General features: G+C 70.2%; 27 protein-coding genes. 14 read left to right on the top strand and 13 right to left on the bottom strand.

Translation table 11 applies throughout. The features are described from left to right. Positions 1 to 59: 59 nt before the first annotated feature. The 5 genes from NGB36_RS29145 to NGB36_RS29165 all read right to left on the bottom strand — a co-directional run bounded on the left by NGB36_RS29145 (position 60) and on the right by NGB36_RS29165 (position 3976). Positions 60 to 1244, bottom strand: a complete 1185-nt coding sequence (locus tag NGB36_RS29145; RefSeq protein WP_255923566.1) for a lipid-transfer protein — start codon at positions 1242 to 1244, stop codon at positions 60 to 62. Then, positions 1241 to 1648 carry a MaoC family dehydratase gene (locus tag NGB36_RS29150; RefSeq protein ID WP_255923591.1) on the bottom strand — a complete coding sequence of 136 codons (408 nt, stop codon included), beginning with the start codon at positions 1646 to 1648 and terminating at the stop codon, positions 1241 to 1243. The genes NGB36_RS29145 and NGB36_RS29150 overlap by 4 nt, the downstream gene beginning before the upstream one ends. After that, on the bottom strand, positions 1635 to 2573 hold the full coding sequence (locus tag NGB36_RS29155; RefSeq protein ID WP_255923567.1) for a bifunctional MaoC family dehydratase N-terminal/OB-fold nucleic acid binding domain-containing protein: 939 nt from the start codon (positions 2571 to 2573) through the stop codon (positions 1635 to 1637). Before NGB36_RS29155 ends, NGB36_RS29150 begins: the two co-directional genes overlap by 14 nt. A 173-nt stretch (positions 2574 to 2746) precedes the next feature. Next, complete coding sequence (locus NGB36_RS29160; protein WP_255923568.1) at positions 2747 to 3016, bottom strand: hypothetical protein; 270 nt, start codon at positions 3014 to 3016, stop codon at positions 2747 to 2749. Between the two features lie 714 nt (positions 3017 to 3730). Continuing rightward, positions 3731 to 3976 carry a hypothetical protein gene (locus NGB36_RS29165; RefSeq protein ID WP_255923569.1) on the bottom strand — a complete coding sequence of 82 codons (246 nt, stop codon included), beginning with the start codon at positions 3974 to 3976 and terminating at the stop codon, positions 3731 to 3733. 93 nt (positions 3977 to 4069) lie between these two features. Here NGB36_RS29165 and NGB36_RS29170 point away from each other — a divergent pair, with 93 nt between their 5' ends. Together NGB36_RS29170 and NGB36_RS29175 are read left to right on the top strand one after the other, a co-directional pair. Beyond that, positions 4070 to 5257 (top strand): DNA polymerase Y family protein, encoded by a 1188-nt coding sequence (locus NGB36_RS29170; RefSeq protein ID WP_255923570.1) that lies wholly within the window; start codon positions 4070 to 4072, stop codon positions 5255 to 5257. A gap of 128 nt (positions 5258 to 5385) precedes the next feature. Further along, positions 5386 to 5652, top strand: coding sequence for a hypothetical protein (locus NGB36_RS29175; RefSeq protein WP_308288942.1), 267 nt, complete (start codon positions 5386 to 5388; stop codon positions 5650 to 5652). Between the two features lies 1 nt (position 5653). Here NGB36_RS29175 and NGB36_RS29180 read toward each other — a convergent pair whose 3' ends face one another. Next, positions 5654 to 6841 (bottom strand): hypothetical protein, encoded by a 1188-nt coding sequence (locus NGB36_RS29180; RefSeq protein ID WP_255923571.1) that lies wholly within the window; start codon positions 6839 to 6841, stop codon positions 5654 to 5656. Between the two features lie 99 nt (positions 6842 to 6940). Beyond that, the gene (locus tag NGB36_RS29185) at positions 6941 to 7540 is read right to left on the bottom strand and encodes a TMEM165/GDT1 family protein (RefSeq protein ID WP_255923572.1); all 600 of its coding nucleotides are present in this window, start codon (positions 7538 to 7540) and stop codon (positions 6941 to 6943) included. A gap of 550 nt (positions 7541 to 8090) precedes the next feature. On the opposite strand from NGB36_RS29185, the gene NGB36_RS29190 reads away from it, so the two are divergent. The 8 genes from NGB36_RS29190 (at position 8091) to NGB36_RS29225 (ending at position 14313) form a co-directional block, all read left to right on the top strand. Continuing rightward, positions 8091 to 8699: a TetR/AcrR family transcriptional regulator gene (locus tag NGB36_RS29190; RefSeq protein WP_255923593.1), complete on the top strand. Its 609-nt coding sequence runs from the start codon at positions 8091 to 8093 to the stop codon at positions 8697 to 8699. A 30-nt stretch (positions 8700 to 8729) separates the two neighbouring features. Beyond that, entirely contained in the window at positions 8730 to 11045 is a 2316-nt protein-coding gene (locus NGB36_RS29195; RefSeq protein WP_255923573.1) for an MFS transporter, read from the top strand. 238 nt (positions 11046 to 11283) lie between these two features. Continuing rightward, positions 11284 to 11538, top strand: coding sequence for a DUF8825 domain-containing protein (locus NGB36_RS29200; protein ID WP_255923574.1), 255 nt, complete (start codon positions 11284 to 11286; stop codon positions 11536 to 11538). A gap of 47 nt (positions 11539 to 11585) precedes the next feature. Then, complete coding sequence (locus NGB36_RS29205) at positions 11586 to 11711, top strand: hypothetical protein (RefSeq protein ID WP_255923575.1); 126 nt, start codon at positions 11586 to 11588, stop codon at positions 11709 to 11711. A 57-nt stretch (positions 11712 to 11768) separates the two neighbouring features. After that, positions 11769 to 12023: a Smr/MutS family protein gene (locus NGB36_RS29210; RefSeq protein ID WP_255923576.1), complete on the top strand. Its 255-nt coding sequence runs from the start codon at positions 11769 to 11771 to the stop codon at positions 12021 to 12023. After that, positions 12020 to 12235: a DUF6011 domain-containing protein gene (locus tag NGB36_RS29215; RefSeq protein WP_255923577.1), complete on the top strand. Its 216-nt coding sequence runs from the start codon at positions 12020 to 12022 to the stop codon at positions 12233 to 12235. The genes NGB36_RS29210 and NGB36_RS29215 overlap by 4 nt, the downstream gene beginning before the upstream one ends. Positions 12236 to 12373: 138 nt before the next feature. Then, the gene (locus tag NGB36_RS29220; protein WP_255923578.1) at positions 12374 to 13207 is read left to right on the top strand and encodes a PP2C family protein-serine/threonine phosphatase; all 834 of its coding nucleotides are present in this window, start codon (positions 12374 to 12376) and stop codon (positions 13205 to 13207) included. Between the two features lie 125 nt (positions 13208 to 13332). Beyond that, positions 13333 to 14313 carry an MASE1 domain-containing protein gene (locus tag NGB36_RS29225; RefSeq protein ID WP_308288944.1) on the top strand — a complete coding sequence of 327 codons (981 nt, stop codon included), beginning with the start codon at positions 13333 to 13335 and terminating at the stop codon, positions 14311 to 14313. Positions 14314 to 14331: 18 nt separating this feature from the next. On the opposite strand, the gene NGB36_RS29230 is transcribed toward NGB36_RS29225, so the two are convergent. Then, entirely contained in the window at positions 14332 to 14853 is a 522-nt protein-coding gene (locus NGB36_RS29230) for a hypothetical protein (RefSeq protein WP_255923579.1), read from the bottom strand. Between the two features lie 86 nt (positions 14854 to 14939). Between NGB36_RS29230 and NGB36_RS29235 the strand changes: the two genes are divergently transcribed. Continuing rightward, on the top strand, positions 14940 to 15104 hold the full coding sequence (locus tag NGB36_RS29235) for a hypothetical protein (RefSeq protein WP_255923580.1): 165 nt from the start codon (positions 14940 to 14942) through the stop codon (positions 15102 to 15104). 65 nt (positions 15105 to 15169) lie between these two features. Here NGB36_RS29235 and NGB36_RS29240 read toward each other — a convergent pair whose 3' ends face one another. The 5 genes from NGB36_RS29240 to NGB36_RS29260 all read right to left on the bottom strand — a co-directional run bounded on the left by NGB36_RS29240 (position 15170) and on the right by NGB36_RS29260 (position 17880). After that, positions 15170 to 15928, bottom strand: a complete 759-nt coding sequence (locus NGB36_RS29240; RefSeq protein ID WP_255923581.1) for a glycosyltransferase family 2 protein — start codon at positions 15926 to 15928, stop codon at positions 15170 to 15172. 2 nt (positions 15929 to 15930) lie between these two features. Continuing rightward, positions 15931 to 16719 carry a GntR family transcriptional regulator gene (locus NGB36_RS29245; protein ID WP_255923582.1) on the bottom strand — a complete coding sequence of 263 codons (789 nt, stop codon included), beginning with the start codon at positions 16717 to 16719 and terminating at the stop codon, positions 15931 to 15933. Positions 16720 to 17012: 293 nt separating this feature from the next. Beyond that, positions 17013 to 17162, bottom strand: coding sequence for a hypothetical protein (locus NGB36_RS29250; protein ID WP_255923583.1), 150 nt, complete (start codon positions 17160 to 17162; stop codon positions 17013 to 17015). Between the two features lie 284 nt (positions 17163 to 17446). Further along, positions 17447 to 17581 (bottom strand): hypothetical protein, encoded by a 135-nt coding sequence (locus NGB36_RS29255; RefSeq protein ID WP_255923584.1) that lies wholly within the window; start codon positions 17579 to 17581, stop codon positions 17447 to 17449. Between the two features lie 143 nt (positions 17582 to 17724). Continuing rightward, the gene (locus tag NGB36_RS29260) at positions 17725 to 17880 is read right to left on the bottom strand and encodes a hypothetical protein (protein ID WP_255923585.1); all 156 of its coding nucleotides are present in this window, start codon (positions 17878 to 17880) and stop codon (positions 17725 to 17727) included. 117 nt (positions 17881 to 17997) lie between these two features. Between NGB36_RS29260 and NGB36_RS29265 the strand changes: the two genes are divergently transcribed. From NGB36_RS29265 to NGB36_RS29275, 3 genes are all read left to right on the top strand, one after another. Beyond that, the gene (locus NGB36_RS29265) at positions 17998 to 18168 is read left to right on the top strand and encodes a hypothetical protein (protein WP_255923586.1); all 171 of its coding nucleotides are present in this window, start codon (positions 17998 to 18000) and stop codon (positions 18166 to 18168) included. Between the two features lie 169 nt (positions 18169 to 18337). Beyond that, complete coding sequence (locus tag NGB36_RS29270; RefSeq protein ID WP_255923587.1) at positions 18338 to 19465, top strand: NADH:flavin oxidoreductase; 1128 nt, start codon at positions 18338 to 18340, stop codon at positions 19463 to 19465. 891 nt (positions 19466 to 20356) lie between these two features. Continuing rightward, positions 20357 to 20777 (top strand): RCC1 domain-containing protein (locus NGB36_RS29275; protein ID WP_372509558.1); only part of this gene is annotated, 421 nt, incomplete at its 3' end.

The following is a 20777-nucleotide window of genomic DNA, read 5'->3' on the forward strand; positions in this document are numbered from 1 at the left end:
GACTTGCGCCGCAGGCCAGAGGGTGCGTCGGTGGACGGCAGGACGGACCGCCGGGACCGTCAGCGGTCCGCACCGAGGAGCAGTCCCGACGTCGGCACGCCCGTTCCCGCCGTCACCAGGACGTGGGCGGCGCCACTCACCTGGTTGACGGAGGTGCCGCGCACCTGGCGGACCCCCTCCGCGATCCCGTTCATGCCGTGCAGGTACGCCTCGCCGAGCTGGCCTCCGTGCGTGTTCACCGGCAGCCGACCGTCGATCTCGATCCCCCCGTCGGCGGCGAACGCGGCGGCCTCGCCCCGCCCGCAGAACCCGAACTCCTCCAGCTGCATCAGCACGAACGGCGAGAAGTGGTCGTAGAGCACCGCGGTGTCGATGTCGGCGGGCAGCAGCCCCGACGTGCGCCACAGCTGCCGCGCGACCACACCCATCTCGGGCAGCCCGGTGAGGTCGTCGCGGTAGAAGCTCGTCATCTGCTCCTGCGCACGGCCCGCACCCTGCGCCGCCGCGGTGATCACGGCGGGTGGTCGGCGCAGGTCGCGGGCGCGCTCGACGGAGGTGACGACGAGTGCCTGACCGCCGTCGGTCTCCTGGCAGCAGTCGAGCAGCCGCAGCGGTTCGACGATCCAGCGGGAGGCGGCGTGGTCCGCGAGGGTGATCGGCTTCCCGTGGAAGTACGCGGCCGGGTTGACCGCGGCGTGGCGACGGTCGGCGACGGCGACCGGCCCGAGGGCGTCGGGGGTGAGCCCGTAGGTGTGCAGATAGCGCTGCGCGGCCATCGCAACCCAGGAGGCGGGGGTGAGCAGCCCGAAGGGGAGCGCCCAGCCTAGGGCGGCGCCTTCGGCGGAGGGTTCACGCTGCTGCACGCCGGAGCCGAACCGGCGGCCCGAGCGCTCGTTGAACGCCCGGTAGCAGACGACGACTTCCGCGATGCCCGATGCGATCGCCAGCGCCGCCTGCTGAACGGTCGCGCACGCCGCCCCGCCGCCGTAGTGGATGCGGGAGAAGAACGACAGCTCGCCGATGCCGGCCGCCTGCGCGACGGTGATCTCGGGGCTCGTGTCCATCGTGAAACTGACCATGCCGTCGACGTCGGCGGGGACGAGCCCCGCGTCATCGAGTGCCGCGTGGACGGCCTCGACGGCGAGCTTCAGCTCGCTGCGCCCCGAGTCCTTGGAGAACTCGGTGGCGCCTATGCCGGCGATGGCGGCGCGGTTGCCGAGGGTGTCGCGGGTGCGCAGGCTCATGAGCGCGCCTCCTGCGGGGCGTCGTGCGGGAGGCGGACGGTGACGCGTCCGGTGACGTGGTTGCCGAGCCTGTTGGCGCCTTTCACCTCGATGACTGCCTCGTCACCGTCGACCGAGGCGACCGTGCCCGTCAACACCATCTCGTCGCCGGGGTGATTGGGTGCACCGAGGCGGATCGCGACCTTGCGCAGCTCGGCGTCGGGACCGAAGTGGTCGGTGATGTAGCGGCCGACAAGTCCGTTGGTGGTGAGGATGTTCATGAAGATGTCGGGGGAGCCCTTGGCCCGCGCGGCCTCCGCGTCATGGTGGACGTCCTGGTAGTCGCGTGAGGCGATGGCGCCGGCGACGACGAGTGTGCGGGTGATCGGTATCCGCAACGGCGGCAGCTGTTCACCGGCTCGCATCCGCGCCACCCCCCTGCTCCGTCGCCCGGAAGACCGGAAGCGTCACTTCCTCGTCGAACGACTGGAATCCGAGCTCGACGGGCATGCCGATACGCACCTTGTCGTACGGCACACCGGTGACGTTGGCGATCACCCTCACCCCTTCGGCAAGTTCGACGAGCGCGACCGCATAGGGAGGGTCGAAGGCAGGGAACGGGGGGTGGTGCACGACGACGTACGAATAGACGGTGCCGTCGCCGCGCGCCTCTACGGTGTCCCAGCCCTGCCCGCCGCAGGCGTTGCAGCCGGGCAGCCACGGAAAGCGCAACGCGCCGCATCCCGTGCAGCGCTGCATGAGCAGCTTGCGGGCGCCGACGCCGTCCCAGAAGCCGGCGTTGTCGCGGTTGACGACCGGCCGCGGACGCTTCGGCGCGGTGGTGGTGGCAGCGGTCGCAGTCGTGCGTTGCGTGGGTGCGTACTTGAGGATCCGGAACCGGTGCGTACCCACCCGCACGCCCCCCGACCACACGTCCGTCCTGGTGGTGACGAAGTGGCCCGATCCGAGTCTCGTGGTCTTCAGCGGTGAGACCGACTCGATCACCGCGTCGAAGGAGATGCGGTCACCGGGCCGAAGCGGCCGCAGGTACTCCTGTTCGCAGTCGGTGGCGACGACGGCGGTGAACCCCGCGTCGTCGAGCGCGGCGAGCAACTCGTCGAAGGCGGAGGAGCGGGCGGTGTGCCCGGAGAGCCCGCCCATCGTCCAGGCCTGCAGCATGGTCGGCGGCGCGATGATCCCGGCGGGACGGGAGGCGTCGGTATATGCGGGGTTGGTGTCCCCCATGGCCTCGCACCAGTGGCGGATCATGGCCGGGTTGACGGGGTCCTTGCCCTCGCCGCCTTCGGCGGCCGGCCTGCCCTCGTACGCCGTGAGCCGTTCATACAGCATTTTCTGACTATCCGTCAGATCCATCGGGCCCGTCAAGACGCCGCTTGTCCACACCCTGTGGACGAACACGGCTGCGCGGCGGCACTGGGGATGCCGCCGCGCGACCTGGAACCTGCGGTTGTGTGACGTGAGGAGCCCCGCCCGCTGGGGTCGGCCGGGGATCCCCGCCTAGATCACCACATCCTGGTGAAGTGGATGTTCACATTCGACTGGTCGATGTGGGTGAACCCGGGGGCGAATCCAGCACCGTTGACGCTCGCGGTGTTGCTCTGGTTCGAGGCACCCCATCCACTGGCGAACTGGGCCGTGTTGTTGATGCTCGAGTTGGAGTGGTGGTTGGCGAAGGAACCGTTGTCCGCCGACGCCGTGCCGGTGAAGAGCGCGGCCGCGAGAGGCAGCGCGGCAATTGCGGCCAGGGCGCGGGCAGTACGGATGCGTGCCATGTGAATTCCTCCCGGAACTCAAGGAGCTGAAGTCTGTGTGGGGTGTGTTGTGTGGTTCTGTGGTGCTTTGTGCGGTGCGGTTGGCCGACCACTCCGCGAACTCTGCGACGTCGCCGTGGCAAGAGTTGCCCACGAGAACCGCCCGAAACCACCCCTGGTGCCCGATTTACTTCGCAAGCGTGACGATGTATCGATAAACATCCCTGACGCCCGCAAATGCGCAGTACATCGGGCGGATCACTCCGAAGCCCTTGTCCCATAAGAGATGAAACGTCACTGCACACTTTCGGCCAAAGTGGCCATATATCGACATGTGGATGAAATCGGGCGCAACGAAGGGGGTCCGGCCCAGCCGCCGGACCCTGAGCGCCCCGGATGGTCAGGTTGACGGTTCGACCCGTCGCCGCTGAGCCCTCCTCGTTCCGCAGTCGACGCACCCCAGTACCGCCCTGCGCCGCGCGTCCAGACCCGGAAGAGCCGCAGGGAGCCGCAGCGTGGGCACGAGGGCGCAGCGCCGCGCGTGTCACGTCAGGCGGCCGGGTCGCGGTCCTCCGTGCGGGATGGGCCCATCACTCTTCGTCCTCCGCTGCAGATCTCAGCCGGCCACCATCCACCCTGCCCGCCGCGGATCCGCACTTCCAGGGCCGCAGGTCCACCGCCGCCGGGCCCTCGGGCCCGTCAGGCCCGTCAGGCCCGTCAGGCCCGTCAGGCCCGTCAAAGGAGATGCGGGTACTGGATCCCGTCGCAGATCGTCGCCTCATGCGGCCACAGAAGCGGGCTGAAGAAGCCGAGGATGCCCTTGTCGTGGCACTTGGTGCGCCAGCGGCGCCCGTGGTGGTGATGGTGGTGATGGCGGTGATGACCACCGTCGTCACGGGTGGGCGCGGCAGCGGACGCGGGGGCGGACGCCAGGAGCAGAAGCGCCGCCGCGGCGACGGCTGACATGGTGCGATTGATCACGGTCCGTCACCTTAGGCGAAGCGCCGCCAGAAACCCTTCAACGCCTCGCATGTTCGATTTCTGTTCGAGTAAGGTCGGGGGGAGGTGATGGCGATGGCGATGGCGATGGTTCCGCAGGCTCGGGATGTCCCCGGCGATGCCCCCAGCACACTTCTTCACATCCGCTGCGAGCCGGGTACGGACGAGACCCGTTACCGGCTGCTCCTCGCCCTCCTGGAGGAGATCACCCCGCTCGTCCAGGCGCTTCCGCCGTCGGCCGCGCTCGCCGACGTCCGCAGCGCCCTGCGGTACTGGAGCATGACCGCCTTCGAGCTCGCCCGGCGCATCCGTGGCACGGCCCTCGCCCGGTACGACCTCGACACCCGTATCGGCATCGCCCCCGCCTGGTCGCTGGCCGCCATGGCCTCGGCCCGCCCCGGCGCGGACGGCATCACCCAGGTGGGCAGTTCACCCGCGGCCATCGCCGCTTTCCTCGCGCCGCTGCCCGTCGAGGCACTGCACGGGATGGGCCCGGCCCAGGCCGAGACGTTGCGCCGCTCAGGGCTGCGCACCGTCGGCGCGCTCGCCGCGGCGCCCCTGGTGACCGTGGAGCGCCTCCTGGGCGGCGGGGCCGGCCGCCTGTTCAACGAGCGCGCGCACGGCATCGACCCGCGGCCGGTCACCCCTGCGGACCCCGCGCACACCGTCGTCGAACGGCGGGATCTCGGTCGCGGCACCCTTGACGCGGCGGTGATCCGCACCGCGTTGCTCCACACGGTCGAAGCCGTCGCGGTCCGGTTGCGGCGCCGCCGCCAAGTCGCCGCCACGCTCACGCTCGTTGTCGCCTTCGCCGACCACACCACGTTGTCCCGCTCGCGCGCACTGCCCCGGGGCTCCGCGTCCGTCGAGGAGCTGCGGCTGACGGCGTACCGGATGTTCGATTCGCTCGGACCGCAGCGCGTACGCGTCCGCGCCCTCACCGTGAAGGCGGAAGGCCTCGCCCCGAGCGAGACGGCTCGCGACGCACCGCGCCCGGACTGTCCCGGCAGACGGCCCGCGTCCGCACCCGCGTCCCCACCCCCGCCGAAACCCGGACCGGCACCGGCCCCTGCACCCGCACCGGCGCGCGCCCGGGATGCCGTTGCCACGGCCGACCGCGATACTCGCAACCATGGCGGACCCGTTCCGGCTCGACGGCGAGATCGCCCTGGTGACCGGAGACAACGGCTGATTCGGTCCTGCCATGGCCCGCGGCCCGGCGAAGGCCGGTGCTCAGGCGCCGGTCACCGGCAGGAACCGTGAGGCGTGAGGCGTGAGGTGTCCGGCGCCGGCCTGCCCCTCGGCCTCGGCGACCTCGCCCCGGCGACACCCCGGCCGGCACCTACCCGCTCGGGGTCGGGGACGTCCCGCTGCTGTGCACCGACGGCGCGGTGGAGGCGCGCGACTGTACGGGAGCGTTCTACCCGCTCGCCGAACGGCTCCGCAGCCATGTCATCGCCCGCCACGGGCCGGACGGGGAGCAGGACCAGAACCAGAACCAGAACCAGGCCATGGACCAGAACCAGGAGCAGGAGCAAGCGCCGGCCGAGGTGGTCGACTTCATCCACGCCGATCTGACGCGCTACGCCGCAGCCCTCACCCTCACCGACGACGTGGCCGTCATCGCCGTCTCACCGGCGGCCCCTCACACGCCATGAATCAGTGCCCGTCGGCGCCCGTCAACGCCATGGGCCGGGGATAACCGGCCGCGAGGGATTCCAAACGCCTCCGGGCGGTGGGAAGTTGACGCGGATCCAACCCAGGGAGCTGTTCCAGCAAGGCGATCAGGTGAGGCCCGATCTCGACGGCCTTGGACGGTTCGCCGATCCCGTTCCAGCACCAGTGGGCGCTGCGCGCGGCAGCAGCGACCCGGCGGCTGTCCGGCCCATGGAGACCGAGACGCGCCTTGGCCGCGGCGATCCACAATTCCGTGGCCAGCACGAGATTTCCCGCGATCCGGGCGAGGTCGGCGCGGATCTCCAGCCACTCGCTCGCTTGGGTGCTCGTGGGCCCGTACGTCCGCCACGCGTGCTGTTCCCACGCCGCTGCCATGGATGCCGCCTCGTTGTGCCGGCCGGCCTGCGCTGCTTGCCATATCAGGGGCCGCGGATCGGCGTGTCCGGAGGCATCGGCACGGGAAGCGGGCGCTGCCGCCGCGCGCACGGGCAGGGCCGGCTGTGCGGCGGGTATGAGGAGGGTGCCGGACGCGGGCCGTGCCGCCGCGACGGCTGCCGCGTGCAGTTGCAGGACCGGCAGGGGCTGCGGGCTGCTGCGCAGCAGCTCGGCCAGGCACCTGGTGTACCGCGCCGGCTCAGCGTCGCTGCCGTCGGGTGCGGCGACCACGCCGCACATCGGCGGGAGTCCAGCGCCGACCGTATCGGGCCGGTGGTGAAGCATCCGCCAGGCATGCGCGTCGGCGACGAGGTCGACCACGAGCGTCGTCGAGGCCGTCGCCCGCAGGCGCAACTCGTCGCGCAGCCATGACCATGGCAGGGCGGTGTAGCGGACGGTGTCCGCCGTCGTGCCGGCGAGCGCCAGGTGCAGCTCTCCCCGTTTGCGGTCCAGCACCAGCGGCCCGGCGAGGTAGACCAGCAGGGGCCCGCCCACGGCAGCCGCCGACCGCAGCCGGGTCAGCACCTCGTTCGCGTCGCGAGCGGCCTGTACGGCGACGGTGTCGACGGGCAGATGCCCGTGCAGCTGCCCGCCGCCGGCGAGCGTCGCCGCCGGCACGCCCGCGAGAGCGGCCAGGCCCGCGGTGGGGCTCCACTGCAGACGTCGCCGATGGACGACATCCGCCCCGCCGATCAACAACACATGCCCGCGTGGCTCCACCCCGTTGCTCTGCATGAATGCACCGTACCCACCCGGCATCGGCCACTGACACCCGATCAACAAGCCTCTTTCGCACAGTCGGATGCTCTGTGGCGCTCGTTGGCGCTCCTTCGCTCAGCCGGCGATCGCCTCATACAGGCTGAACCCCGCCATCACGACCATGACCGCCGCGGCGATCTTCGTGATCAGCGGGAGCGGGACGCGCTTCATCAGCGCCTGGCCGCCGACGATTCCGATCCCGGCCACCGCCCACAAGGCGAGGACCGCGCCGAGTCCGACCGCGAGCGGGTTGTTGTAGCGCGCCGCGAGGTTGGCCGTCATGATCTGCGTCAGGTCGCCGAACTCGGCGACCAGGATCAGCATGAAACCGCTGCCGGCCACCTTCCAGAAGCTCTGGTCGGCGGGCGCCTTCATCGCTTCGTCCTCGTCCTCGTCCCCGTCCTCTTCGACCTTATGCCGCAAGATCACCGCGGCGCCGGCGAGGAACAGGACGGCGACGATGCCCTCCACCCACCGATGTGGCAGCAACGCCAGCAGGCTGCCCGCCGCGATGGCGAGGACGACATGGACGGCGAAGGCGGCAGCGATCCCGCAGAACACGTAGCTCGCCCGGAAGCGAGTACCCAGCAGCAGGCTGGCGAGGGCCGTCTTGTCGGGAAGCTCGGCGATGAAGATCACGCCAAAGGCGATGGCGGCGACGGTCAGGGCGGACATCAAAAGCGGTTCCTCTTCGGTGGGGCTCCCGCACCGAAGAGCTTCCCGGGGAGGCGTCGCTTCGGCACGGCAGCGTCGTACGCTGCGGCCGAAGGTCTCGCTGGCCCACCGCGTCAAGCGGCCGGGCTCCGGGCGCCGGGCCCGGGAGGGCCAGTATGTCGACGGTCCGGCGAAGAGCTACTCCCCTTCTGCTCGTGTCAGCGTAACCGACGTAACCGACGCCTCTCGGTCGCCTGGTGCGGCAATCATCATGCGGACGATCACTTGACCGTCCGAGCCGTAGGTCGAGGTGCTGAGCGCCTCACTCGGCGAGTGGGCGTGACGCGGAGCGTGCCGGCGGCAGGTGTCTTGCATCGCGAGGCGGCGCGGCGGCGTGGCGGTGTGGGTGGCGTGGGTGGCGCGGCGGCATGGGTGGCCGATGGGGTGCGTCGGCGAGGGCTGGAGGTTGGTGCCGACCGATGAGCGAAACGCTTGCGTTTCGTGCATCCATCACCTAGGTTCGTTGTGTACGAAACCGTTTCGTTTCGATGATGGGTGAGCGAGGCACGTGGTGACTTCTGGCGCGGAGACCAGTCCGAGCCGTACGCGGCGGACCAGGCTTACGCCGGAGCGTGAAGAAGAGCTGTATGCGGCCGTTCTCGACCTGCTGCGCGAGGTGGGCTACGACGCGCTCACGATGGACGCCGTCGCCGCCCGGGCGCGGTCCAGCAAGGCCACGCTCTACCGCCAGTGGCAGGGCAAGCCCCGGCTGGTGGCCACCGCCCTGCGTCACCACAAGTCTTTCGGCCTGGAGAGCGTCGACACCGGCTCGCTCCGCGGCGATCTGTACGAGATCGCCCGCCGGATCGGCGAGGGGCCCAGCCGCAAGGACGCGGCGCTGATGCGCGCGCTCGGCCAGGCCGTCAACTGCAACGACGAACTGGCGGACGCCCTCCACGAGACACTGATCCAGCCGGAGCAGGCGATTTTGCGGCGGATGCTCGAACGCGCCGTGCGGCGCGGCGAGATCGCGCCCGACAACCCCGCCATCGACTTCGTGCCACACCTCATCGCCGGAGCGGCCTTCGCCCGGCCGATCCTGGAACGAACCGACGCCGATACCGCGTACCTCGAACGCTATGTGGACGCCGTCGTACTGCCGGTGCTGTCGCGGAACTGAGCCATCTCAGCCACCAACGAGGGAAATTCCATGTCATCCACCCAGGTCGACGCGCGCGTCGACACCGCCCAGGCCGGGCCGTCCGGCCACACCCACCCTGCGCAGGTGAAGCATCGCTGGTGGGCGCTGGCCGTGATCGGCCTCGCCCAGCTCATGGTGGTGCTCGATGCGACGATCGTGAACATCGCGCTGCCGACCGCTCAGCAGGCATTGCACTTCAACAACGACGGACGCCAGTGGATCGTCACCGCATACTCGCTCGCCTTCGGCAGTCTGCTGCTGCTCGGTGGCCGGCTCGCGGACCTCTTCGGGCGCAGGGCGACCTTCATCATCGGCATCGTCGGCTTCGCCGGCGCCTCCGCACTCGGCGGCGCGGCCAACGGCTTCACGATGCTCGTCGTCGCGCGCGCGCTCCAGGGCCTCTTCGGCGCGCTGCTCGCCCCGGCGGCGCTGTCCTTGCTGACCACGACGTTCACAGACACCAAGGAGCGGGCCAAGGCGTTCGGCGTCTTCGGCGCCATCGCCGGCTCCGGTGCGGCTGTCGGCCTCATCCTCGGCGGCCTGCTCACCCAGTACCTCAACTGGCGCTGGACGCTGTATGTCAACGACATCATCGCGGTCTTCGCGCTGGCCGGCGCCATCGTCTTCCTCAGCCGTTCCGCTCCTGCCCACCGGCCCAAGCTGGACATCCCCGGTGTGGTGCTGGTCTCCGGCGGTCTGTTCTGCCTGGTCTACGGCTTCGCCAACGCGGACACCCACAGCTGGCGCAACTGGATGACCTGGGGCTTCCTGGCCACGGGCGCGGTTGTCCTGCTGGCCTTCTTCCTCTGGCAGGGCCGGGCGAAGAACCCCGTACTGCCGCTGCGCGTGCTGGCCGACCGCAACCGCGGCGCCGCCTTCGCCACCATGCTGATCGCCTCGGCCGGTATGTTCGGCGTCTTCCTCTTCCTCACCTACTACCTGCAGGCGACGCTGGGCTACTCGCCGGTGAAGAACGGCCTGGCCTTCCTGCCGATGATCGGCGCGCTGATGGTGCTGGCGCAGCTGTCCACCAACCTGCTCATCCCCCGGATCGGGCCCAAGCTGATCGTGCCCATCGGCATGCTGATGGCGGCCGGCGGCATGGTCTGGCTGACCCGCCTTGGCCTGCACAGCGGCTACGCCGCGCACGTGCTGCCGCCGTTGCTGATCATGGGTGCCGGCATCGGCATGTCAATGCCGGCCGCGATGAGCTACGCCACCCTCGGCGTGCGGATGAGCGACCAGGGCGTAGCCTCGGCCACCGTCAACACCACGCAGCAGGTGGGTGGTTCGATCAGCACCGCGCTGCTCAACACCCTGGCCACCAGTGCAGCCACGCACTACGCCGCACACCACCTGACCGACCCGTTGGTCAAGGCCAACGCCGCGCTGCACAGCTACGCCACCGCGTACTGGTGGTCGGCCGGGTTCTTCGCCTTCGGCGCGATCGTGACCATGCTGCTCTTCCGCCGCAGGAAGGCGAGCCTGCCGGAGACGGCCGATGCCGTGGCAGCGGAGGGGCTCCCGGCGCAGGCCGCGGCCCCTGCACAGCCGGACGCGGGCAGCACCGCCGTCATCCGGGGCCGAGTGCTGGACGGGACGGGCGCGCCCATACCGCACGCCGTGATCACCCTGCTCGACCCGGCGGGCCGTCAACTCGCCCGTGACACCGCCCGCGAGGACGGCTCGTACGCGATGGACACCCCCGAGCGCGGCAGCTTGGTGCTGGTCGGCTCGGCCCCGGGCCACCGGCCGCAGGTCGCCACCCTGGCGCTGGGCAGCGCGCCGCTCTCGTACGACCTGGTGATGCCCGCCGGAACGGGCGGCCTGGTCGGCACGGTGCGCGACGCGGACGGCAAGGCGGTGGACGGCGCCCTGGTGGTGGCCACCGACCAGCGCGGTGAGGTGGCGGCCTCCGCCACGACCGAGATGGACGGCGATTACCGGATCGACGACCTGATGCCGGGCGACTACACGGTCGCCGTCAGCGCGCCGGGACACCGCCCGGCGGCCGAGCCGGCCACCGTCTCCGGCGAGCGCACCCGCTGCGATGTCGAGCTGCGCCGCGCGGCGACCGTACGCGGAACGGTGCGCGGCCGGGACGGCCGTCCGCTGGAGGATGCCCGCGTCACCCTGCTGGACTCCGCGGGCAACGTCATCGCGGCCGGCGACACCGGAGCCGACGGCACGTACTTCTTCGCCGACCTCTCCGTCGCGCAGTACACCGTAATCGCCAGCGGCTACCCGCCGGTGGCCGTGCCGGTCGCACTGGGCGGCAGCAGCCACGATGGCTTCGACCTCGTCCTGGGCCACGAGGAGGCGTAAGAGCAGCCGTACGCAAGCCGCCGGGAGCAGGCCGTCGAACGAGATCGCCGCCCCCGGCGGCGCTGCGCTCGGGATGCCTCGTTCAGGAGCCGGTGCGGCGGTGCGGCGGTGCGGCGGTGGCCGGTGCTTGACCCTGACACCGTAGCCAGGCCATCAGCTCCCAGGTCGCCGGCGTCACTCGGGTTTTCACCCGTCCGTGTGCTGCGGAAGAATTCGAACACGTGCTTGAATTCTGTTCGTGACGTACACCTTCCCCGATGACCTCCTGCACGCCCAGCGGGCCTGGTACGCCGTCTACAGGCAGCTCGCCGAGGCGGCGCATCCCGCCGAGACGACGGTCCTGCGGCGCAAGCTGCAGCGGCTGTCCGTACTGATCTCCACCCACCCGTACTGGGCCACGCTCCCCGGCCGGGCACCCGCCGCCCGGATGGAGCTGAAGCAAGCGGCCTGGGAGACCGCGCGAGAGGAGACGAGCCCACGAACGCACACCTGACACACGCCTGACGCACACCTGACGCGCCATCACCCGTCAACCGATCGGTGGACAGCAGGTGTATCCGTCACCAGCGGGACGAGCGCCACCCCGACACCATCGTCGAAATCCAGCAGTACCAACCCACCGCGAGCCTTGTCGCCGAGTTCGCCCGAGCCGGCGCCGGACGGTGACCCGACGGTGGTGACACACTCGTGCTACCCGACACCGGAGGGGTTACGTTGCTCACCTTGGACCTGCACCCGATCTTCCGGAACAACCGCGACATCGAACTCGCCCTGCGGCAGACCATCTTCAAAGCGGCCCGGACCGGTGAGACCGTCGTAGAGATCATTCCCGGCAAGGGATCGGGGCAGCTCAAGCAGCGCACGCTGGCCTTTCTCGGTCAGCGGCACATCAAGAAGCTGTACGACCGCGTGGAGGCCGACCCGAACAACCCGGGCCGGGTCCTCGTCCACTTCCGGCCGCGGCAACCGCAGCAATGACCGCCGAGCCCAGCACTCCCCTCCCCCTCGAAGATCCACCGGAGCCGGACGGACGTCGGCGCGTCACGTGTGCTCTGTGCGGGCGGCCTCTCACCGGCCGGGAAGCGCGCCTGTGGGGGCTGGGCGACGGCTGCCGAGCCAAACTCGCCGAGCGGACCGCGCCGCAGCCCGGCCGGTTCGACGTCGAACAGGACACGATTCCCGGCGTGTGACCCGGTCGACGGCGCACGTGTCGACGAGGACGTGCACCGCTCCCCGAAGGAAGTCCGATCAAGTCGGGCAGAATAGAACATATGCCGCGCTAGGCGCGTAGCTCGCGGCGGACGATCTGACGCACCTCGGAGCGGTTCATGACCCCACGCCGTGCCACCCCGGCATCAAGCGCCCATGACCTGCTGACGACGCTTGGGCGGCTCACGGCCGAGGCGCTGAACCGGGCGGAGCTGCAGAAGGCGCGCGTGGATCTGGCCGTTGCCCTGCAGAGCCAGCTGCTTCCGCCCGCGCTTCCGAGCGGACCACGGTGGCGGAGCGCAGCCAGGTACGCGCCCGCGCGCGACGGGCTGGACGTCGGCGGTGACTGGTACGACGGCTTCCGGCTGCCTGACGGCGCCCTCGGGTTCTCCATAGGCGACGTGCAGGGGCATGACGTGGAGGCGGCTGCCTTCATGGGCCAGATCCGCATCGCCCTGCGTGCCGTGGCCGTGACCACCGCCGACCCGGGCGAGGCGCTGAGCCGCGCCAATGACCTGCTGCTGTCGATGGACTGCGACCTCTTCGCGACCTGCACCTTCGTCCGCTTCGACCCAGCCACCCTGGAACTGGCCGATGCGCGCGCCGGACACGTCCCCGCGGTGTGGGCAACTGTCGACGACTGCTGCGGAGTGGACGTCTGCGGCAAGGGGCTACCGCTCGGGATACAGCCTGGTGAGGTGTATCCGGTCTCGCGGCGCCGGCTGACGAAACCGGGAGCATACGTCCTGCTCACGGACGGTGTGATCGAGGGCCCGTCGTTCCCGATCGAGGCCGGTCTGCAACGAGTGACGGAGCTGGTCCGCGCCGGGGCCGGCGGCGATCCGGACCAACTGGCCGCCGAGGTGATCAAGGTGGCCGACCTCACCGGCCACTCCGACGACGCGGCCGTCCTCGTGCTGCGCCATGACGCAACGGCGGACGTGGCTGCGTGATGGAAGAGCCTCAGGCCCGCGCGTCACACGGCCCGGCCGCCCTGGCGCACCACCAGGTGTCCCGGGGCGTGCGCCGAGGCTTGGGCCGGGGGCGGGGTCTGGGCCGAGGCCTGGGGACGACCGGTGTGGAAATCATCGTCGTCACGGCCGTCTACTTCATGACCGCCCGGCTCGGCCTGCTGCAGGAAGTGACCATCGGCGGCGAGACGGTCACACCGCTGTGGCCGCCGACCGGCGTCGCGCTGTTCTTCCTGCTGTCCATGGGCGTCCGCATCTGGCCGGGGATCGCCCTCGGCGAGTTCGCGGTCTCCGCGTCGATCAGTCCTGTGCATATCGCCGATATCGGCATCGTCGCGGGGAACACGCTTGCCCCGGTGTGCGCCTATCTGATGCTGCGGCGCGTGGGCTTCCGCGCCGAGCTGGACCGGCTGCGGGACGGGCTGGCCCTGGTGTTCCTGGGCGCGCTGGGCGCGATGCTGATCAGCGCGACCGTGGGGGACGGGGCGCTGGCGCTTGACGGAACACTGCCCGTTGACAAGTTCTGGGCGGCATGGTCGGTGTGGTGGACGGGGGACGCGATGGGTGTGCTGCTCGTGACGCCGGTCCTGTTCGTCATCCGGGCCGCCAGGCTTCCCCGGGGCGCACCCCTGTCCCGGTGGGTCGAAGCAGCGGCTTTGCTGGTCAGCGTCGTCGTGGTCACCGTCGCCGTCACCAGAAGCCCGCTCGCCCTGCTGTTCCTCGTCTTCCCCGTGCTCATGTGGGCGGCCTTGCGGTTCCAGCTCACGGGTGCCGCGCCGTGCGCCCTTCTCGTGTCCGTGCTCACGATCCAGGCGGCGACAGACCACAGCGGGCCGTTCGCCGGCCACACCCTGCTCGCGGTGATGGTCATGCTGCAGGCCCTCAACGGAGCGGCTGCACTGACCGCGATCCTCCTGGCGGCCATCACCAACGAACGAATCAACACCCATCGCGAGCTGCTGCAGGCTTGCGAGGGGCTGGCCGAAGTGGTGGACCGCCTGGCGCCCGGCAGAACCACGCACGAGCTGCCCCGGCAGGGGGACGAGCGGCAGGGGGATGAACGGCGCGGAGGGCGGTCGGCTCAGTGAGCGCAGGGCCCGCTCGGCTCACACCTCTCCTGCCTCTCCTGCCTCTCCTGCCTCGCCGTTCGCCGCAGAGAGCCAGTGTGCGATCCGCCGTATCGTCGACTCCTCGGTGGCATCGACGAGCTCGGTGATCGCCAGATCGTCCTCGGGATGCAGATCGGTGAGACCGGCTGCCGCGAGCGCGGCCGTGAGCACTTGGTGCCGGCGGTCACGGAGCCGCTCGTCGCGTGCGCTGCGTACGGGCTGTTGCTCCGGGCGCTCACTGTGGTGCTCGGCGTGCGAGGCCACCCGTCCCGACCGGGCGCGGATGGTTTCGATGTGCCGCCAGTCATCGCCGCCCTCGGCCGGGCCCCAGATCTCCACCAGCGGAGCCTGGCCACGCGACCGCACCGTCTGGATCATCGCGGCGACCGCGTAGTCCACCGGCTCGCGGGTGGTCGATTCTGCTGCGACGGTCCATCCGGACGTCGGCTGATAGAAGGCGGCAACGAATCGGGGGTCCCCCGCCGGCGGGGATGACATCTGCGGTGCTGCCGATTCCATGAACTCGCCCTCCACCCCATGGGGTATGCCTTGAGTCGTCAGCCCAATCAATACCTGACATACCGTCAGATCGGAAGAGCGGCCCTGTGGTTACCCTCCCCCGCAACGTCCCCGACACCACCGGCGTCCTCGACGCCCTCAACCGCGCGGTGAACACCGCGGCGTCCGACGGCGACCGGATACTGACGTTCGTCCTCGCCAGCTCCCGCGACCTGATCTTCTCCCGGGCCGACGCCGAAACGCTCCCCTGACCGTCGCCCGATACCCGCGCGCCCCCCGCACCCCCCGCACCCCGCTACCCGATACCCGCTGCCCGCTACCCCGCCCCGTAGCTCCACCCTTCGAGGGCCGCGAGAGCGCGTGCGCGCGCCTCCACCACCGCCATGCGCGCCTCCCGCTCCCCCTTGTGGACGTGCGCGGCCTGGCCGGTGACCTGGCCGCGCCACTTGCGGTAGAGGAGCCCGGTCTGCGCCGTGAACCACCCGCGGCTGACGGCGTTCAGCGCCAGCAGCAGCCCGGTGTCCTCGGACGCCGGCAGGGCCATCCAGCCGCCCAGGGCCAGGAGCAGATCGCGGCGGACGAACAGCGTCGCCGGGTGAACCGGTGCCCGGTAGTCATGGCTCGCCCAGTGCTCCAGTACCGTCCCGCGGCGGATGACGCCCTGGGGCGGGTCCTGGTCGAAACCGACGGTCGATCCATCGGGCATGAGATCGAGCGCCCGAGAGGTCGCCCAGCCGACGTCCGGATGACCGGTGAGGGCGCCCAGGTCACGCATGAGCGCGCCCGGCGTCAGCATGTCGTCGGCATCGAGGACCTTGACGAACTCGCCCTCCGCGCGGGAGAGGGCCATCGTGCGGGCCATCGCGGCGCGCCCCGGACGCCCCTGACCGAAGCTGACCCGCGCATCATCGGGTACATACGGCGCGACAGCGTCCGTCTCTCCGTCCTCCTGGACCACCCACTGCCAGTCCCATCCGTCCGGCAGGTGCTGATCGGCCAGGGACGTGTACGCGTCCGGCAGGTAGTGCGCGCCAGGAGCGTGAACCGCCGTGATCACCGAGATGAGCCCGGTCATGGTCACCACCGGGCCAGGGGCGTGGTGAAGACCAGTTCCGTCCGGTCGCCGGGCAGCGTCACCTCGGTCACGTCCACGACCCGGCCGGTGGTGTCCATGGACATCTTCCGCAGAACCATGACGGAGACGCCGGCGGTGAGTCCGAGCTCCTCCACCTCCTCGACGGTCGGCGGTCGCGCGGTGACGTGCTCCTCTACCCGGCCGACCTCGATCCCGACGGTGTAGAGCTGGCTCTGCGTGCCGCCCGGCCAGGGCTCATTCGCCTCGTCGAGCAGGTCCGGGTTGGCGGCGATCAGGTCGTACACCAAGTGGGAGCGCACAACGTTGAACGGCGCCTCCTCCTCGCGGCAGCGGGTGCGGTAGGTCCGTTCGAGCAGCCGGGTCCCGATGGGCACATCCAGCGCCGCGGCGAGCTCCTCGGTCGCCTTCGCCTCACGGTATTCCGCGCTGAAGACGAGATCGTTCACGGTCAGGCCCGTGTCGTACTCCGTCGCCCCAGTGGCCTCGCGCTCCTCGCGCGGGGCACGCGCCCGGTCCTTCTCCCACTGGTGCCGGCCGTTGGACCGCACGACCTTCGTGCGCGGTTTGCGGACGAAGTTGCCCCGCCCATGGCTCTTCACGACGAGCCCTTCGGCCTGCAACACCCCGAGCGCCTGCCGGACCGTCGGCAAGCTCACCTTGTACCGCTTCACGAGCGCCGCCTCCGTGGGCAGGCGGTCGCCCGGGCTGAGCCGACCTGTGCGGATCTGCTCGCGCAGGGCGTCAGCAATCGCTTCGTACCGCTTCGCCATGGGCGCCTCACCGTCCCTGGTTACCGGCTGGTCTCAGGGTAAGTCCTCAAGAGGTGTTGATGACTACCCGACCGCGTGCCCGCCCGGAGTTCGCCGCAGCGTCCCCCCAGCGTCGCCGTAGTGTCGCGGCTGCCGGCGCCGGAGCCGCGGACCACCGCCGGACGTCACCAGGAACGGAACAACACGTCACCGCCCGCCGAGCAGCCCCTCGTAACCGACCAGCCGCACGCAGACGTGGCAGGGGATAGTTCGTACGGCATGGGCCCACGCCGTGGAAGAGCTTGTCGATCCGTTCAAATCCCCAGGCCCGCGCCAACGCCGAGTAGGTTGAGGACGTTGACACCGGTGTCGCCGGAGTTGCCGGCCGCCTGAGCGGCGGACGGACCTGCAGACAACAGCAGCCCTGCGACGACAGCGGCCAGGATGGCGGCAACACGCTTCACGATGGAAACCTCCTCGACGACGACACCCGCCACCCTGCCCCGAGCCGGGAAGTCCCGCGCGCCCGGATACGCCGCCCAGCCCACGGGTTCAGTCCTGCGGCGGGTCGACGCGGCCGCCGTTGTGATCCGCCACGCCTGACGATTCGACGCACCCGACGCACCCGACGCACCCGAAGCACTCGTCGCACCGCCGCCGACCGTCCATCGTCGTCGGACACGTAGAGGGCTGACCAGTGCAACGCCCCCGCACCGGCAGCAGCCGGGTGGGGGCGGGTTTCGTCCGTTCAGAGCAAGCCCAAGAGCCCGAGCCCGAGAATGCCGTTGCCCCCGCCTCCTTGGCCAAGAGCGGCTGCGGGGATGGCGGACAGCAGCAGGGCCGCCGTGGCGGCAGGCAGGATGGCGGCAATACGACGTTTCACGATGGAACCCTCCTCGATGGCGACGAACACTCGGGCGGGCCCGGTCGGTAGCGAATCCCCGCCACCCACACCCTGACCCGAGCCGAGTCGCCCCGCTCGCCCGAGCGCCCATCCCGGTGAACCGCCCGGGACGCTTGTCTCCCTCAGCGCGACTCGGCGTGCCGAGCTTGGGTGACGGGCCGGCGGGCGCCGAGGCGGGTCGGCACGGCCGTCAGTGCGGCGAAAGCGAGCAGGACGGCGAGCGCCAGACCCGCGCTCCAGGCGGAGGACGGCACGATCACGGCCTGGGTGCCCTGCATGGAACAGCTCGTACCGGCCGCTGCCGGCAGGGATGTCGAGAGCAGCTGCGGGCAGGGCGGGCAGCAGGCACCAACCCGGCGGAGGTCGCACGCCGGGCAGCCCACAGCCTCGCGGAGATGAAGAGATCGATGGAATCCGTTCCCTCCGCGACTCTGGACGGCAAGCGTGACCAGGCCAACGCGCGGATGGAGCAGGCACTGAGAAGCTTCTCTGATCCCAAATCCGCCGACTGGAACCGTAATCGTGATCACAGGGTGGGACAGCCGTTCGGGCTGGCGTCGCTGTGACGCCACCCCGAACGCGGAAACGCCTCGCCCCCGAACGGCGTCTGGGCGTGTGCCCGGGATCACAGGAGGGCTCGCTGGAGGGACGAAATGCCGTGGCCGCCGGAGTGGTTGACACCTGCACGCATTCAATGCATGTGCACACACCGTCTGCTATCTGCGAGGAACATCCATGACCGTCATTGCGTCCTCCGCCTCCCGCGCGGCCGAGATCCTGTCCCGGCCCGTCGCGCTGAACGGCCTGACCGTCCCCAACCGGATCGTGATGGCGCCCATGACGCGTATGTTCTCCCCGGACGGCGTCCCCGGTGAAGACGTACGGTCGTACTACGCCCGTCGCGCCGCCGCAGGTGTGGGCCTGATCGTCACTGAGGGAACGTATGTCGGCCACGAGTCGGCCGGGCAGAGTGACCGTGTGCCGCGGTTCCACGGTGAGGAGCAGCTGGCGGGGTGGGCGACGGTCGCCGAATCCGTTCACGCAGCGGGTGGCATGATCGTGCCGCAGCTGTGGCACATCGGCATGGTGCGCAAGCAGGGCGAACCGCCCTACGCCGACGCCCCCGCCGTCGGCCCCTCCGGCATCCGCGTCGACGGCACCGAGGGCACCGGTAAGGCAATGACCGCGCGCGACCTGAACGACGTCATCGGCGCCTTCGCCGAGGCCGCCGCAGCCGCCGAACGCATCGGCTTCGACGGCGTCGAACTGCACGGCGCCCACGGCTACCTCCTCGACCAGTTCCTGTGGGCGCGGACGAACCGCCGTACCGACGCCTACGGCGGCGATCCGGTGGCCCGTACGAAGTTCGCGGCCGAGATCGTGGCCGCGGTCCGCGAGACCGTCTCGCCCGACTTCCCGGTGATCTTCCGCTACTCGCAGTGGAAGCAGGAGGCCTACGACGCGAGGCTCGCCGAGACCCCGGAGGAGCTGGAGGCGATCCTGACCCCGCTCGCCGCGGCCGGCGTCGACGCCTTCCACGCCTCCACCCGACGCTACTGGCTCCCGGAGTTCGAGGGCTCGGACCTGAACTTGGCGGGCTGGACCAAGAAGCTCACCGGCAGGCCCACCATCACCGTCGGCTCGGTCGGCCTCGACGGCGACTTCATCCGCGGCTTCATGGGCGAGGGCGCACCGGTCCAGGGCATCGACAACCTCCTCGACCGCCTGGAGCGTGACGAGTTCGACCTGGTCGCCGTCGGCCGCGCCCTGCTCCAGGATCCGGAGTGGGCGGCGAAGGTCCTGGGAGACCGGCTCGAGGAGCTGAAGCCGTACGACGCGACGGCGCTGAAGACGCTGAGCTAGGAAACCAACGATGGCCCCGGCCTTTGAACGGTCGGGGCCATCGCTGGTTTCCGTCTCAGTCGGCGTTCTCGGTCCCGGTGGCATCATCCTTCCTGGCCTTGCCCCTGAGGGACGCGGGCTAGCTCCCGATGCGGGACACGGGCGACCCGGGTGAGACAAGAAACAGGTGGGCGGCGGCCCCGGATCGGTAAATCAGGGAAGCCTTTCGGAAAGGCTGGTACGAAAGGCGGCATGAAACCCTAAACCAGGCGACGTCGAGCGAAGCGGAGCAGGCGAACGATTAGCGCCCAGCCAAGTCCACCCACCCGTTGCCGCTCGTGGACTATTTGTGGACGAGTGATCGCTAGCGTGACGGCTAGGAGCCCTTGACCTGCGCATACGCGCGGGACCGAAGGGCCCTCCGGAGCCGTCGCAGTACAGCGGCGGGGCGAAGGCCAACAAGCACCTGACCGTAGCCGGTTGGCTGACCGTCCGAGCTGAGTTCAGTGGCCGTGCCGCAGGTAGCCAGGACGAAGAAGACGCGCGCTCTGGTTGTCGGCTGGCGGTTCTCGGATGGCTCAAAGAGACGGCAATCGAGTGAAGTTCTCTGAGTAAGGCCGAAATTAGCAAAAGCATCGAATGTGTCCCGTCGATGATGTATCCGTCGGGCCGGTGCCTTCGAACGCGCGGGTCGAGCCAGTCCTAACGGGTGACAGGAAAGGGGTATCGATGCTCGCGCGCTTGAGTCGACCGCCGCGCACACGGGCCATCGCCGTTGCTGTAGCCGCTGTGACGGCCATCGTCTGGTTCCCAGGCACACAACAGAACGCCGTGGCGGACGGCGGCAGACCAGGAGGCACCGTCCTGGCCTGGGGGGTCAACGGTAACGGCCAGCTTGGCGACGGCACCACTATGGACCGGACGACGCCGGTGCCGGTGTGCGCGCCTGGCCAGACAGCGCCCTGCAACCCCTTCCTACGGGGTGCCCGCAGCATCGCCGCAGGTACGACTCACAGCCTGGCGTTGCGCCAGGACAGCACGGTCCTCGCCTGGGGCGACAACCGCTCCGGCGAACTCGGCAACGGCACCACCTCCGCCAGCCCTCAGACCACGCCGGTGCAGGTCTGCGCCCCCGGCCAGACAGCACCGTGCGGACACCTTCTCCGCGGCGTTCGGGCCATCGCCGGGGGCAGCGACTTCAGTCTGGCGTTGCGCAACGACGGAACAGTCCTCGCCTGGGGTTTCAACGGTGACGGCGAACTCGGGGACGGCACCACCACTACCCCCCGCACCGCGCCGGTGCGAGTCTGCGCCCCCGGCCAGACAGCACCGT

Source organism: Streptomyces humicola, assembly GCF_024436035.1.
Classification (GTDB): domain Bacteria; phylum Actinomycetota; class Actinomycetes; order Streptomycetales; family Streptomycetaceae; genus Streptantibioticus_B; species Streptantibioticus_B humicola.

Excerpts from the sequence above, each read along its gene's own strand:
- NGB36_RS29230 (WP_255923579.1), bottom strand. The coding sequence starts at position 14,853 with ATGGAATCGGCAGCACCGCAGATGTCATCCCCGCCGGCGGGGGACCCC.
- NGB36_RS29240 (WP_255923581.1), bottom strand. The coding sequence starts at position 15,928 with ATGACCGGGCTCATCTCGGTGATCACGGCGGTTCACGCTCCTGGCGCG.
- NGB36_RS29260 (WP_255923585.1), bottom strand. The coding sequence starts at position 17,880 with ATGCAGGGCACCCAGGCCGTGATCGTGCCGTCCTCCGCCTGGAGCGCG.
- NGB36_RS29180 (WP_255923571.1), bottom strand. The coding sequence starts at position 6,841 with ATGCAGAGCAACGGGGTGGAGCCACGCGGGCATGTGTTGTTGATCGGC.
- NGB36_RS29220 (WP_255923578.1), top strand. The coding sequence starts at position 12,374 with ATGACCCCACGCCGTGCCACCCCGGCATCAAGCGCCCATGACCTGCTG.
- NGB36_RS29245 (WP_255923582.1), bottom strand. The coding sequence starts at position 16,719 with ATGGCGAAGCGGTACGAAGCGATTGCTGACGCCCTGCGCGAGCAGATC.
- NGB36_RS29170 (WP_255923570.1), top strand. The coding sequence starts at position 4,070 with ATGGCGATGGCGATGGTTCCGCAGGCTCGGGATGTCCCCGGCGATGCC.
- NGB36_RS29195 (WP_255923573.1), top strand. The coding sequence starts at position 8,730 with ATGTCATCCACCCAGGTCGACGCGCGCGTCGACACCGCCCAGGCCGGG.
- NGB36_RS29150 (WP_255923591.1), bottom strand. The coding sequence starts at position 1,648 with ATGCGAGCCGGTGAACAGCTGCCGCCGTTGCGGATACCGATCACCCGC.
- NGB36_RS29270 (WP_255923587.1), top strand. The coding sequence starts at position 18,338 with ATGACCGTCATTGCGTCCTCCGCCTCCCGCGCGGCCGAGATCCTGTCC.
- NGB36_RS29145 (WP_255923566.1), bottom strand. The coding sequence starts at position 1,244 with ATGAGCCTGCGCACCCGCGACACCCTCGGCAACCGCGCCGCCATCGCC.
- NGB36_RS29155 (WP_255923567.1), bottom strand. The coding sequence starts at position 2,573 with ATGCTGTATGAACGGCTCACGGCGTACGAGGGCAGGCCGGCCGCCGAA.
- NGB36_RS29160 (WP_255923568.1), bottom strand. The coding sequence starts at position 3,016 with ATGGCACGCATCCGTACTGCCCGCGCCCTGGCCGCAATTGCCGCGCTG.
- NGB36_RS29265 (WP_255923586.1), top strand. The coding sequence starts at position 17,998 with ATGAAGAGATCGATGGAATCCGTTCCCTCCGCGACTCTGGACGGCAAG.
- NGB36_RS29185 (WP_255923572.1), bottom strand. The coding sequence starts at position 7,540 with ATGTCCGCCCTGACCGTCGCCGCCATCGCCTTTGGCGTGATCTTCATC.
- NGB36_RS29215 (WP_255923577.1), top strand. The coding sequence starts at position 12,020 with ATGACCGCCGAGCCCAGCACTCCCCTCCCCCTCGAAGATCCACCGGAG.